The 12195-nt window shown below is 72.5% G+C and carries 13 protein-coding genes and 2 pseudogenes; 8 read left to right on the top strand and 7 right to left on the bottom strand.

Annotated elements, in window-relative coordinates; genetic code table 11:
• The first annotated feature begins 30 nt into the window (after positions 1 to 30).
• The 4 genes from idi (at position 31) to BLR12_RS23295 (ending at position 2681) form a co-directional block, all read left to right on the top strand.
• The gene (gene idi / locus BLR12_RS23310; RefSeq protein WP_255363731.1) at positions 31 to 576 is read left to right on the top strand and encodes an isopentenyl-diphosphate Delta-isomerase; all 546 of its coding nucleotides are present in this window, start codon (positions 31 to 33) and stop codon (positions 574 to 576) included.
• A 129-nt stretch (positions 577 to 705) separates the two neighbouring features.
• Positions 706 to 1524: a polysaccharide deacetylase family protein gene (locus tag BLR12_RS23305; protein ID WP_091382987.1), complete on the top strand. Its 819-nt coding sequence runs from the start codon at positions 706 to 708 to the stop codon at positions 1522 to 1524.
• A 74-nt stretch (positions 1525 to 1598) separates the two neighbouring features.
• Complete coding sequence (locus BLR12_RS23300; protein ID WP_091382985.1) at positions 1599 to 2378, top strand: SDR family NAD(P)-dependent oxidoreductase; 780 nt, start codon at positions 1599 to 1601, stop codon at positions 2376 to 2378.
• 27 nt (positions 2379 to 2405) lie between these two features.
• On the top strand, positions 2406 to 2681 hold the full coding sequence (locus tag BLR12_RS23295; RefSeq protein ID WP_091382983.1) for a hypothetical protein: 276 nt from the start codon (positions 2406 to 2408) through the stop codon (positions 2679 to 2681).
• Positions 2682 to 2789: 108 nt separating this feature from the next.
• Here BLR12_RS23295 and BLR12_RS23290 read toward each other — a convergent pair whose 3' ends face one another.
• Complete coding sequence (locus BLR12_RS23290) at positions 2790 to 3182, bottom strand: ArsR/SmtB family transcription factor (RefSeq protein WP_091382981.1); 393 nt, start codon at positions 3180 to 3182, stop codon at positions 2790 to 2792.
• A gap of 122 nt (positions 3183 to 3304) precedes the next feature.
• Between BLR12_RS23290 and BLR12_RS23285 the strand changes: the two genes are divergently transcribed.
• Positions 3305 to 3712, top strand: coding sequence for a four-helix bundle copper-binding protein (locus BLR12_RS23285; RefSeq protein ID WP_091382979.1), 408 nt, complete (start codon positions 3305 to 3307; stop codon positions 3710 to 3712).
• A 249-nt stretch (positions 3713 to 3961) separates the two neighbouring features.
• On the opposite strand, the gene BLR12_RS25735 is transcribed toward BLR12_RS23285, so the two are convergent.
• From BLR12_RS25735 to BLR12_RS23265, 4 genes and pseudogenes are all read right to left on the bottom strand, one after another.
• On the bottom strand, positions 3962 to 4177 hold the full coding sequence (locus BLR12_RS25735) for a hypothetical protein (RefSeq protein WP_369803490.1): 216 nt from the start codon (positions 4175 to 4177) through the stop codon (positions 3962 to 3964).
• Between the two features lie 415 nt (positions 4178 to 4592).
• Positions 4593 to 5288 (bottom strand): MBL fold metallo-hydrolase, encoded by a 696-nt coding sequence (locus BLR12_RS23275; RefSeq protein WP_091382977.1) that lies wholly within the window; start codon positions 5286 to 5288, stop codon positions 4593 to 4595.
• Positions 5289 to 5446: 158 nt separating this feature from the next.
• A pseudogene (locus BLR12_RS23270) lies at positions 5447 to 5602 on the bottom strand (helix-turn-helix domain-containing protein); the annotation flags it as partial.
• Positions 5599 to 6660, bottom strand: a complete 1062-nt coding sequence (locus BLR12_RS23265) for a substrate-binding domain-containing protein (RefSeq protein ID WP_218120802.1) — start codon at positions 6658 to 6660, stop codon at positions 5599 to 5601. The pseudogene BLR12_RS23270 and the gene BLR12_RS23265, both read right to left, overlap by 4 nt.
• Positions 6661 to 6691: 31 nt before the next feature.
• On the opposite strand from BLR12_RS23265, the gene BLR12_RS23260 reads away from it, so the two are divergent.
• Positions 6692 to 7915, top strand: a complete 1224-nt coding sequence (locus tag BLR12_RS23260; protein ID WP_091382974.1) for an MFS transporter — start codon at positions 6692 to 6694, stop codon at positions 7913 to 7915.
• 250 nt (positions 7916 to 8165) lie between these two features.
• Positions 8166 to 8875, top strand: a pseudogene (locus tag BLR12_RS23255) (SDR family oxidoreductase).
• 97 nt (positions 8876 to 8972) lie between these two features.
• Here BLR12_RS23255 and BLR12_RS23250 read toward each other — a convergent pair.
• Both BLR12_RS23250 and BLR12_RS23245 read right to left on the bottom strand, forming a co-directional pair.
• A complete protein-coding gene (locus BLR12_RS23250) occupies positions 8973 to 9614 on the bottom strand; it encodes an NADPH-dependent FMN reductase (protein ID WP_091382972.1) in 642 nt (213 codons plus the stop codon).
• A complete protein-coding gene (locus BLR12_RS23245; protein ID WP_218120800.1) occupies positions 9611 to 11191 on the bottom strand; it encodes an MDR family MFS transporter in 1581 nt (526 codons plus the stop codon). The genes BLR12_RS23250 and BLR12_RS23245 overlap by 4 nt, the downstream gene beginning before the upstream one ends.
• Between BLR12_RS23245 and BLR12_RS23240 the strand changes: the two genes are divergently transcribed.
• The gene (locus BLR12_RS23240; protein WP_218120799.1) at positions 11177 to 11650 is read left to right on the top strand and encodes a MarR family winged helix-turn-helix transcriptional regulator; all 474 of its coding nucleotides are present in this window, start codon (positions 11177 to 11179) and stop codon (positions 11648 to 11650) included. The genes BLR12_RS23245 and BLR12_RS23240 overlap by 15 nt on opposite strands.
• Positions 11651 to 12195 lie beyond the last annotated feature (545 nt).

Raw genomic sequence — 12195 nt, 5'->3', positions numbered from 1 at the left:
TCACGGCACGCCGGGACGACAATGGCCACCGTGACCCAGGTGCCCGAAGAGCTCATCGTCCTGCTCGACGACGAGGGGACGGCGATCGGCGCGATGCCCAAGCCGCTGGTGCACCACGGCGAGACGCCGCTGCACCGGGCCTTCTCCGCGTACCTCTTCGACGACGACGGCCGGCTGCTGGTCACCCGCCGCGCCCAGGGGAAGCAGACCTTCCCGGGCATGTGGACCAACACCGTCTGCGGCCACCCCGGCCCCGGTGAGGACGACGCGGACGCGATCGCCCGCCGTGCCGCCTTCGAGCTGGGGCTGCAGGTCGACGGGCTCCGTCCGGCCCTGCCCGGCTACCGCTACCGCGCGGAGTTCCGCGGCGTCGTGGAGAACGAGGTCTGCCCGGTCTACCTGGGCCGGTTCCGAGGCAGCCCGGCGCCGGACCCGGACGAGGTCGGCGAGTGGGAGCTGCTGGAGTGGGCGGCGTTCCGCGAGCGGCAGGAGACCGAGGACGGCGAGGCGTGGTCGCCCTGGTGTCGCGAGCAGGCCCGCCTCATCGAGGAGGCGGGCCTGGTCCCCGTCGGCTGACCCGCGGCTCGGGTCGGCCGGCCCGTCGCCGACACGTCCGGTGACCGGTGCAGCACGGGTGGTGCCGGCCACCCGGGGAGCTGGTGTCGCTGCGCGGCCGCGCCGGCACCCGTCCCTAGCGTCCGCCGCATGGAGCGCCGGAGGTTCCTCCTCTTCCTCGCCGCAGGTGTGGCCGGCACGGCCGTGGGCCGGGGTACGGCCGGTCTGGTGGACCCCGCGCGGGCCGCGGTCCCCACCGCCGCGGCCGCCGAGCCGGTGGTCGCGCCATCGCCGCTGCCCGGGGTGCTGCCCGCGCCGACCGGGGTCGTCGACCGGCTGCCCGGTGAGGGCAGCTCGCTGGCGCTGACCCTCGACGACGGCACCAGCTCGGAGGTCGTCCGGTCGGTCTGCGAGTTCGCCGAGGACTCCGGCGTCCGGCTGACGCTCTTCCCGAACGGCCGCTACTCCTCGTGGGAGGAGAACGGCGACCGGCTGCAGCCGCTGATCGACTCCGGGCAGGTGGCGCTGGGCAACCACACCTGGTCGCACCTGGACCTGACGACCCTCTCCAAGGACGAGGTCGCCGAGGAGATCGGCCGCAACCGCGACTGGATCGAGGACACCTTCGGCGTCCGGACGCCGTTCATGCGCCCGCCCTTCGGGTCGCACGACGCGCGGGTCGACCGGATCAGCGCCGACCTCGGGCACCCCACGATCGTCATGTGGAACGGCACGCTGGAGGACAACCGGCTGCTCACCCCGGGCGAGCTGATGGCGGCCGCCCGGGAGTGGTTCGCCGCGCAGTCGGTGATCGTGGGCCACGTCAACCAGCCGACGATCACCGAGGTCTACGACGAGCTGGTCGAGCTCATCGCCGAGCGCGGGCTGCAGACGGTCACGCTGGCCGACGTGTGGGGGACCGGGCTCGGCGGCGTGCGGACGACGTCGGGGAGCGCCGCCCTGACGTGATCGTCCCGACCTGCGACGGGCGGGCGCATCCACCAGGCTGGTCGGGACATCCCGATCGACGGACGGAGGAGCCGATGGCCGACAGCAGGGCGTTGCAGGGACGGGTGGCCCTGGTCACGGGTGGGGCGAGCGGACTGGGCCGGGCCACCTGCGTGGCCCTGGCCGAGGCCGGCGCGCACGTGGCGATCGCCGACATCGACGACGCCGGCTCCAAGGGCACGGCGGAGCTGGTGGCCGACGCGGGCGGGTCGGCGGAGGTCGTCGCGCTCGACGTGACCGACGACGCCAGCCGCCGCTCGGTCGTGCAGCAGCTCTTCGACGCGCACGGCGACGCCTTCGACATCCTGGCCAACGTCGCCGGCATCGACCGGCCCGGCTACGTCACCGACATCGACCTCGCGGACTACCAGCGGGTGCAGGCGGTCAACTGCGAGGGCCCGCTCTTCCTGACCAGCGAGTTCATGAAGCGGGTGCAGCACCTGCCGGCGGACCGCACCGCCGACGTCGTCCACATCGTCAGCCTCTCGGCGATCACCTCCGGCAGCGGCGCGATCGCCTACAACGGCTCCAAGGCCGGCTTCCTCAACGCGACCAAGTGCATCCAGCGGGAGCTGCGCGAGAAGGCGGTCCGGGGCGAGGACGGCGTCGAGCGGCCCTTCCCGTGCCGCGTGCAGGCGGTCATCCCCGCCGCGATGGACACCCCGATGATGGAGCAGTGGGGCATCCCGGCCCACCTGATGATGCCGCCGTCGGCGGTCGCGGAGATGGTGCGCTACCTGGTGACGCTGCACCCGGCGGCCTTCGTGCCGGAGATGCAGATCGTGCCGCGTCTCGAACCGAACTTCCCGCGCTGACCCGGCATCGGTCCCGAGGAGACGACGATGACCAGTCCGGACGACGTCCAGCCCGACTCGGCCATGGCCAGCGGGTCGGACGCCGGTGAGCCGGGGGATCACCTCGGGCCTGCTGACCTCACCGCCGAGGAGCGGCGGGTGCTCGAGGAGCTGGCGCGCGACGCTCCCGCCGGGCGGGAGGACGACGACCTCGCCGACGACGCCGTCGTGCGCGCGGCCGAGGACGAGGCGCCGCTGCCCGGTGAGGGCGGCGACCAGGGGGACGGGCTCAGCGCCCGGTTCAGCTCGCCGCAGCAGGGCTGAGGAAGGACCCCCTTTGCCCCACCTGTTCGCAGGCTCGCGGCGGGGCCCTGCGCGGGGGCCGTTCCAGACCGTTGCGGGGCTCCCCGGCTGGCGCCGGGGAGCCCCGCGTCAGGGCCCGTCGTCCGGGCTCGGCGACCGGGTGAGGGCGACCAGGCGCCACAGGCAGGAGTCGAGCAGCGGCTCGGGGAAGTCCGGGGCCAGCCGGTAGTACACGACCCGCCCCTCGCGGCGGTTGGCGACCAGCCCGGCAGTGCGCAGCACCCGCAGCGCGTAGCCCACGGCGTCCTCGTTGACCTCCAGTGCCAGCGCCAGGTCGCCGACGCAGAGCTCCTCGGCGACGTCGAGGGCGTACAGCACGCGCGACCGGGTCGGGTCGGAGATCAGCGTGAGGACGCTCGACACCGAGGCGGCGTCGTCCCGGCTGGGGAGCCGCTCCCGCGCGCGGGCCACCCGCTCGGGGTCGACCGGGTGCTGGTGCGGTTGCCCTCGGTCATCGCTCATGGTGTGTCGCCAGGACCCTCGTTGTCCGTACGTCCGTCCGGGTATGCGGTCGGGGCGGCCGGACCACGGCCGCCCACCACGAGCCTGCCCCAGGACGACGCGGGGCGACGGAGGGCAGACCAGTGACCGTTGCCGGCCAGATGCTCGACACCTACCCCGCCGACCTCGGGGGCATCGACAAGCAGAAGCTCACCGCGTGCATCGAGGCATGCTTCGAGTGCGCCCAGAGCTGCACCGCGTGCGCCGACGCGTGTCTCAGCGAGGAGATGGTCGCCGAGCTGACGACGTGCATCCGCACCAACCTCGACTGTGCCGACGTCTGCGACACCACCGGCCGGGTCCTCTCCCGGCACACCGGCTACGACGCCAACCTGACCCGCGCCGTCCTCGAGGCCTGTGCCGCGGCCTGCAAGGCGTGCGGTGACGAGTGCGCGAGCCACGCCGACATGCACGAGCACTGCCGAGTCTGCGCCGAGGCCTGCCGGCGCTGCGAGACCGCCTGCCGCGAGCTCATCGCCTCCCTCGGCTGATCGAGGACCGGGCCGGGTCGCTCCACGAGGCCGGACGGCGTGCGCCGCGGCGTCGTCCGGCCTCCCTTGCGCGGACGACGGGGTGTGGGCCCGTTCCACGACGGCGCAGGACTCGCGGTGCGCGGCATCGGTCGGCAGTGGCTCGATGCGTGGCGACGGTGATGACTCCTCCTCGACCGGCACGCCCATCGACCACAGCGGGATCGTCGGTCGGGATCTCTTGTCAGGTCGGTGTCGAACATGCCCGGGTCATCGGAACTGAGTGCCACCGGGACGCCGGCCTGCAGTAGCCGCGGGCAGCGGGTGGGCTTCGATGTTGTCGACCGCGCCGGTGCGCACGTTGGAGGTCGGGCACACCTCCAACGGGATCCGGTGGTCGGCCAGGTGGTCGAGCAACCGGGGTCGGTGACGGCGTGGATCCCGTGGCCGATGCGCTCGGCGCCCAGGTCGTGGAGCGCGGACCACACGGTGGCTGGACCGATGCTCTCTCCGGCGTGCGGCAGGTTGTGCGAGCCCGCCTCGCGGGCGACGGTGAAGGGGCGTGCGAACTGGGCTCGGCCCACTCCGATCTCCGGGCCGCCGAGTCCGTGACCGTGCAGATGATGGCGCTGGAGCGGCAACTCGGCGCCCGCTTGCCCGATCGCCTCCCGACCGGCGCAGTGACCACGGAAGTCGGACAGCGCCGGTTGTCCTACGCCGAGCACGTCCTGGTCCTCGAGGAGCAACCACACGCGCAGGTCGCGGCGCCGCTCGGCCGACCGTCCGTCATCGTGCGCCTGTCCGCGCCGGAGTCGCTGTGCGCCTACGCCCTGCCCGCGGTGATCACCGCTCTGCGCGAACGCGCCCCTCCTCGTCGACCTGCGGGACGCCGGCGGGCTGGTCAGCCGAATGGGTCGGTGGCGCGGCGCAGCGCCGAGGATGCAGAGCCGACCACTGGCTGGCCATGGCCGAAGCAGGCGACTTCGACGTCGAGGTCAGCCAGGTGCTGCAGGGATCGCCACGCAGCGTCGCGGTCGATGTTGAATGGCCCCAGGACGACCTGCCCTCGGTGTTCGGCGATGGTGTCACCCGTGAGCAGGAGGCCGGCCGCGGGTAGGTGCAGGGCGATGCTGCCGGGCGTGTGACCCGGCACCGACAGCACCACGGCCTCCTCGCCGAGATCGAGGACCTCCTGGTCGGTGACCTCTCGGTCGACCCGACAAGCCGAGGCAGGTTGCAGGTCGGCCGCCACCACCGCGTGCAATTGCTGCTCCGCTCGCGTGAAGGCCGGAGGTGGACCGGGCTGCTCCCCGCGCACGAAGGCAGCGTCACCGGCTCCGGCGATGACCCGCGCGCCGGACCAGCTGGCCACGTCGGCCGCGGAGCCGGCATGGTCGTCGTGGAAGTGGGTGAGCACGATGTGGTGCACCTCCTCAGGCGGTACGCCGAGGTGTTGCAGCGCGGCTCGGATCGCCGGGCCGCTCCCCGGCGGGCCGGTGTCGATGAGGGTGACTCCTTCGGCGGCGCGCCACAGATAGGCGTTACTGATGCCCAGCGGCAGCAAGTGCAGGCCGGGAAGCACTTCACGAAGATCCACGGCTGCGACGCTAGGACGCAGCCGCCGTGAGCAGCGGCCGTTTCGCTACGAGATGATCTCGACCATCGGGCAGCCAGATCGAAGTCCCGGCGGCCCACCTCCAACCGCGGCCGGCGGATGGCCAGCTCCCGCAGCACCGCTCCGAGGAGCTCCGACAGGGCCAGTCCGAGCCCACGGCAGATGGTCGCGAGGACCTCGGATGACGGTTCCTTGCGGCCGCGTTCGACCTCCGACAGGTGTCCGGCTGACACTCCGGCGGCGTCAGCGACCTCGCGAAGGGTCTTGCCCTGATCGAGTCGCCGCGGGCGGGTCAGGGCAATGCCGTGGGGCGGGTGCTCCGGCGGCGGACGACCTCCCAGGGTGGCGGTGTCCCGGTGTCGTGCTGGCCCAGGGCGATGCGGGCGCAGCGGGCTCCGTGGTCGCGCAGGTCCTGGCGCAGGGTGCTCAGGCCGGCGGGTGCGGCGGCGTCGGTGTCGTCCCAGCCGGTCAGCGCCAGCGCCTCGGGAACGGCGACGCCGACCTCGTGCGCGGTGTGTAGAGCGCCGAGGGCGAGCTCGTCGCTCATCGCGGCGAGTGCGTCAGGCCCGGCGTCGTCGTCGAGCAGGTGGGCGGTGGCCGCGGCGCCCAGGCGCGCGCTGTTGACCGCGCAGACGACGACCTGCACCTGGGACCAGGACCCTCCGGTCTCCTCCCAGGCCTCCTTGAACCCGGCCAGCCGGTTGCGGGTGACCGGGAACGCCGCGGCCTGCGGGTCCGGGCCGCTGAGGACCTGGGCGGATCGGGCACGGTCGAGGGGAAAGCTGAGGATCGCCGGGGCGCGGGCGCCGGCGAAGGCGAGCCGGGCGATGGCTCGGGCGGCCGCGCGGTCGTCGATGCCCACGCTGGGCAACCCGCTGCGGGCTGGGCCCCCGTGGACGACGGCGGGCAAGCCGGTGGCTGTGACGGCGTCGAGGACGGGGTCGTCATCGCTGGTGGTCCATACCACGAAGCCGTCGACGGCTGCCTGGGCCACCCGTGCGCTGTCGCTGGCCGCGCCGGTGATGGGCACCAGGGTCAGACCGGTGGCCTGCTCGGCGCACACCTGGGCGACCCCGGCCAGGAACCGTGCTGCCTGGGGGTCGTCGAAGGCGTACGTCAGGTGCTCACCGAGGACCACTCCGATGCTGCCGGTGCGCCCGCGGCGCAGGGAGCGGGCAACGGGCTGGGGGCCGACGTAGCCCAGTTCCTCGGCGGCTCGCCGGACCCTCTCCGCGGTTCCGGCGGACACCCGCGCTGGTTGGCCGTACGTGTAGGAGACGGTCATCGCCGACACCCCAGCTACCCGGGCGACGTCGGCCATCGTCGGACGGCGGTCCTGTCCCTCGGATGACACCGGGTCATCCTATCTGTGTAGCGTTACACAAATGCACTGTGCACCCCGCGGGCGAGTGGCGGCCGCCTATCTGGCTTTCGCGGTCTTCGGCGGCTTCTGGGGCACCTGGGGCGCTTCGATCCCGGCGATCCGGGACCAGGCCGGCATCAGCGACGGCCAGCTGGGCACCGCGCTGTTGTTCGTCGGTGCCGGTGCGCTGCCGGCGATGCCGGTCGCCGGCCGCCTGGTCGACCGGTGGGGCACCCGGGTCACGGCGCTGCTGCTGGCCTCCCTCGGTCTTGCCGGGGTCCTGGTCGCGGTCACGGCTCGCGACCTGGTGGGTCTGTCGGTCGGGCTGGCCGTGCTGGGAACTGTCTCCGGTGCCGCGGACGTGGCGATCAACGCCACCGCGGGATCGGCCCAGGCCACCACCGGCGCGCCCGTGATCGGCCGGGCCCACGCGATCTTCTCCGCCGCCGTGGTCGTGTCCAGCCTGGGCGCCGGAGGGGCACGCGCCACCGGCTTGCCGCCCGTGGTCGCCTTCGCCGTGCTCGCCGTCGGGGCTGTGGCGGCGGGGATCGTCCTGGCCCGCAACGCTCCGGCTCCCGTCGTGGCCGGGTACCGAGCGACCGGCAGACGCACGCCCGAGCTGCGCAGTGGGCCTGCGCGGCCGCTGCTGATCCTGGGCGGTCTAGGGGCGCTGGCCTTCGCCGTGGAGAACGGTCACCAGAGCTGGAGCGCGCTGTACCTGGGCGACGTCCTCGACGCCGGGCCGACCACTGCCGCCGCGGGCCCAGCGGTCTTCGCCGGGATGGTCGCCCTGACCCGGTGGAGCACCGCAGGGCTGAGCACCCGGCGCCCGGGCGCGGTGCTGCTCTGCGGCTGCCTGCTCGCCGCAGTCGGCACCGCAGCCCTGGCTTCGGCAGCCTCCGTCGCCTTCGGCTTGCTGGCGCTGGCCGTGGCAGCCACCGGCACAGCCGTTCTCTTCCCGACCCTGCTCAGCGTGCTGACCAGCCGCGTGCCCGAAGACGTCCGAGGTGCCGCCACCTCGGTGGTGGCCACCATCGCCTACCTCGGCTTCCTCGCGGGCCCCGTCTACGTCGGGCGCTGGGCAGACGCCGTCGACCTGCCCGGCGCCATGCTCGCCCTCGCCGCGCTCGCCGCCGCCCTAGCCGTTCTGGCGCCCATCAGCGTGCACCGCCTCGCCAAGGCCAACGCCGCAAGGACCAGTGGTGCGCCCGCATCGAGGGGCAAGACGCACAGTCCCACGCCGTGACCACAGGTCCGCGGCGCGCCGGTCCCCGTCGACCAGAGGAACGTTCGTGAGGGCATGCCGCACCGACCGCCACCGCTCCTGCGCCGCGCCGCGTGTCCACGCCCACTGACCAGTCGTCGGATGACCGGCTCGAGGCAGACGGCGACTGTTCGCGGCTGGATCCGAAGGTGCCGGGGTAGCGGCGCTTGCCAGCTCAGCTCAGCTCAGCTCAGCGAAGCCGACCGCCGATCGACCACGAGGAGGCAGTTGAGTGGGTTCGGCCGCCCGCCGGCTCGCCGCCGACGGCGCCTCCGTCCTGGTGCACTCCTGGTCTGCGCACGACGCCCGACAGGCCTGGGGCGCGGGTCCGGACGGTCTGGTCGAGGAGATCCGCGCCCAGGGCGGCCGGGCCGAGCGCGCACCCGCCGACCTGGCCGACCCCGAGGCGCCGGCGCAATCGGTCACTGCCGCCCGGAAGGCGTTCGGGCACCTGGACGTGGTGGTGGCCAACCACTCCCGCAGCAGCATGCAGAACCTGGAACAGCTGACGGCGACCGAGATCGGCCCCAGCTACGCGGTGAACACTGGCGCCACCTTGCTCCTCGTGCAGGCCTACGCCACCCAGCACGACGGTCGTCCGGGTGGTCGGGTCGTGGTGTCCACCTCGGGTCAGTACCACGGGGCGATGCCGGGTGAGCTGCCCTACATCGCTTCCAAGGGCGCACTGCACGAACTGACGCCCAGCCTGGCGGTCCACCTGGCGCCCCGGGCATCACCGTCGACTGCGTCGATCCCGGACCCAACGACACCGGGTACGCCGACGAGGCCACCCTCGCCGCCGTGATCGCACGCAGCCCCGGTGGACGCTGGAGCGCTCCGACGGGCACCGCGAAGCCGGTCGCCCGGCTGGTCGGCGACGAAGCCGACTGGGTCACCGGCCAGACCATCGCCTCGGACGGAGGCTGGTCCGCCACCAGATGACCGGCTCATCGGCTCACCGGCTCGATCGCCACGGGCCGGGCGACCTCGCCGGCAGCCGCGGCGGACGTACAGCTGAGGATCCCCGACCGGGCATGGGTCATGAGCGGGACCCCTCCATCCGGTCCGACCTGCGACTCTCGTCCACGGTCGGCTTGGCACCGGGCGTTTGCCGCCCGTACGTTGCCCGCAGTGGCGCGAGGGCGTTGGCCCAGCGGGCGACTTGGTCGAGCATCGTGTTGAGGGTCTTCACCTGGTGGTCGCCTGGGACGAGTTCGGTCCCGTTGTGGAAGTCGGTGAACAGGGACAGGGCGACCTGGGCGCGGACGTCGGCGATGTGCAGTTCGCCCATGACCAGACGGAGTTGTTCGACGGCGCGGGTGCCGCCGTGGGTGCCATAGCCGACGAAGCCGGCGGGCTTGTCGTGCCACTCGGTGTAGAGGTGGTCGATGGCGTTCTTGAGCACGCCGGGCATCGAGTGGTTGTACTCCGGGGTGATGAAGACGTAGCCGTCGAATGCGGCGATGGTCTGGGACCACCGCCGGGTGTAGGGATGCCGGTACTCCCCGGTCATTGCGGCTGCGACGGGTTCCTCGAGGTGCGGGAGGTCGAAGTCGGCGAGGTCGACGACCTCGTAGTCGACGTCGTCACGTCGGGCGGCGTTCTGGTGGACCCATGCGGCGATGGCTGGGGACTTCCGGCCGGGGCGGGTGCTGCCGGTGATGATGGCGATGCGGGTCATGGCGTGGTCTCCGTCTTCGTCCAGGTCGGGGAATGTGGTGGGAGCGTCGTGTGGGTGCCGGCGCGTCGGGTCTCGTGGAGCAGCCATAGGGCGCCGACGAGGGCGCCGAGGGTCGCGGCGGTGAGCCACGAGAAGGTGTTCTGGAAGCTGTCCAGGGCCGCGGGGCCGCTTGGGTCGGCGGGTAGCTGGCTGGTGAGCACGACGATGAACAGGGCGCTGCCGAGTGCGCCGCCCACCCGGGAGAGCGCGTTGACCTGTGTGGTGGCGTCCGGGATCTGATGTCGTCGCACGGTGGCCAGGGCGGTGGACACGATGGGCATCCCGGACAGCGCGAGACCGATTCCACGGATGATCTGCAGGATCTCGACGAGGACCAGGTCGGGGTCGGCCGGCAGGACCGCGAAGGGCAGTGTGCTGGCCGCGGTGATGAGGAGGCCGGCGACGGCGACGGGTGGGCCACCGAACCGGTCGGTGAGCCGTCCGGCGATCGGGAAGGTCACGGCCGCGCCGACGCTGAAGGCGATCAGGAGCAGGCCGGTGTCGGTGATGTCGCGGCTGAGCAGCAACTGGAAGTACAGCGGCATCACGATGAGTCCGCCGAACAGTGCCGCTCCGTTGAACAGGACCTCCAGTGAAGCGGCCCGGTAGACCCGGTCGCCGAACAGGCGGAGGTCGACCAGGGGGTGAGGCGAGGTCAGGCAGCGGCGGGTGAAGGCCGCCAGCAGCGTCAGGCCGAGGGCCAGTGGGGCCGCGACCGCCGGCGTCAGCAGGCTGCGGGTCTCGGCGGCGTGGGTGATGCCGTACACCAGCAGGGGGAGTCCCGGTGCGACGAGCAGGAGGGCTGGGACGTCGAGCGGTCGACCTCCTTCGTCCTCGTCCGGTGATGCGACGAGGACGGTGCGCACGCCGATGGCCAGGGATGCCAGACCGATCGGGACGTTGATCAGGAACATCCAGTGCCAGGACAGCTGCGCCAGCAGGGCAGCCCCGAGGACCGGCCCGACACCGGGGGCCAGGATGGCCGGCACGCTGGAGGTGGCCATCAGGCGTCCCAGCTGCGAGGGATCGGCGGCCCGCGCCAGCACGGTCATGCCGGTCGGGACCAGCAGGCCCCCGGCGATGCCTTGCAGGACTCGGAGCGCGATGAGCAGTTCCACGTTCCATGCCGCGGCGCACAGACCCGAGGCCAGCGTGAAGCCGGCCAGGGACCACAGCCACAACCGGCCGGCACCGACGCGCCGGGACAGCCACCCACAGACCGGCAGGGCAGCGGCCAGGGCAAGGAGGTAGCCGCTGGACACCCACTGGATCGCCGTGAGCGACGCGTCGAGGTCGTCTTGGATCGTGGCCAGGCCGACGTTGACGATCGAACCGTCCAGGCCGGCCATCACTCCGCCGAAGGCCAGGACGACAGCCAGTCGCCAGGTGCGTCCGGGGATGGGGGAGGGGGGATGGGTGGTCGGTGCGGACGTTCGGCTCACGGCCAGGCTCCAGACATCCGAAATCGTTGGACTTCCAACGTAACAGGTCGTTGGATTTCCAACGATCTGTAGGATCGTCGGGTGGCCGATCAGCACGCGACCGAACCGGTGCACGCTCCCTCCCGCCGGCTCTGGGTGCTGCCCTCCTGGTTGCTCAACCAGGTGGCCAGCCGCGCCAACCGACTCGTTGCGGAATCCTTCGGGCGCCCGGGCGTTCGCTTGCACTACGCGGTGCTGGCCGGGCTCGCAGAGTTCGGCCCCGTCAGTCAGGCCGAGCTCAGCAGGCGTCTCGGTGTCGACCGGAGCGATCTGGTCGCTGCGCTCAACGAACTCGAGCGCGAGGACTTCGCCCTGCGTGCGCCGGACGAGGCGGACCGGCGGCGGAACGTCCTGCGGATCACGCCTGCGGGGCAGGCTGAGCTGCGACTCCTGGACGCACGCGTGCAGGCGGCCGCGGCCGAGCTCCTGGCCCCACTGGCGCCCTCGGAGCAGGAGCAGCTGGTGTCACTGCTCCAACGGGTCCTGGCCCATCACTCTGCAGGCGAGAACCGCTGACCACATGTACTGACCGAGGACGTCGGGACTGGCCCGGGAGTCGTGGTTGTGGCCACTGCCGCCGGAAGGCGCGCCTGCAACCGAGTCTGCGCGTGGACCGATGGGGGCAGCTCCGGACGGTGAGCGAGATCAGCCCCGCGCCGCTGCGGCATGCGGCCACGCGGGCCCAACCCCTCCGGGGTCGAGGGCGAGCCTTCCGCCGACCCTCCGACGCTGGGGTGCCCGGTGGCGGATCCCCTGGAGGCTCTCCCTGCGGTGATCACTCGACCTGCTGACCGGGGACGCCTACGGCATCCGGTACGGGTTCGTCTCGCAGGACGGTTCGGTGTCCCTTTCGGATGTCGAACCGCTGCCGCCGCCAGGACCGCCTGGGTGGTGCGAGTCGGGTCGTGGCGGAAGGCTCGATCGGCTCCACGATCAGGTCGGACTGCCCCCGGTTCGGTTGACTCCTTGGTCCGCCCCTTGTTTCGTGGAGTCCGATTGTTGGATCTTCGTGCCACCTGACCCCTTGAGGAGGGGCTGTGGGACGACGCGGGTATCCGCCG

The sequence above is a fragment of the Geodermatophilus sp. DSM 45219 genome, assembly GCF_900104025.1.
In the GTDB taxonomy this organism is placed as follows: Bacteria; Actinomycetota; Actinomycetes; order Mycobacteriales; family Geodermatophilaceae; genus Geodermatophilus.
This window is presented reverse-complemented; position numbering and strand designations above follow the sequence as displayed.

Bases quoted from the DNA above. Each gene is read 5' to 3' on its own strand.
- BLR12_RS23300 (WP_091382985.1), top strand. From the start codon at position 1,599: ATGGCCGACAGCAGGGCGTTGCAGGGACGGGTGGCCCTGGTCACGGGT.
- BLR12_RS23290 (WP_091382981.1), bottom strand. From the start codon at position 3,182: ATGAGCGATGACCGAGGGCAACCGCACCAGCACCCGGTCGACCCCGAG.
- BLR12_RS23295 (WP_091382983.1), top strand. From the start codon at position 2,406: ATGACCAGTCCGGACGACGTCCAGCCCGACTCGGCCATGGCCAGCGGG.
- BLR12_RS23250 (WP_091382972.1), bottom strand. From the start codon at position 9,614: ATGACCCGCATCGCCATCATCACCGGCAGCACCCGCCCCGGCCGGAAG.
- BLR12_RS23305 (WP_091382987.1), top strand. From the start codon at position 706: ATGGAGCGCCGGAGGTTCCTCCTCTTCCTCGCCGCAGGTGTGGCCGGC.
- BLR12_RS23260 (WP_091382974.1), top strand. From the start codon at position 6,692: ATGCACTGTGCACCCCGCGGGCGAGTGGCGGCCGCCTATCTGGCTTTC.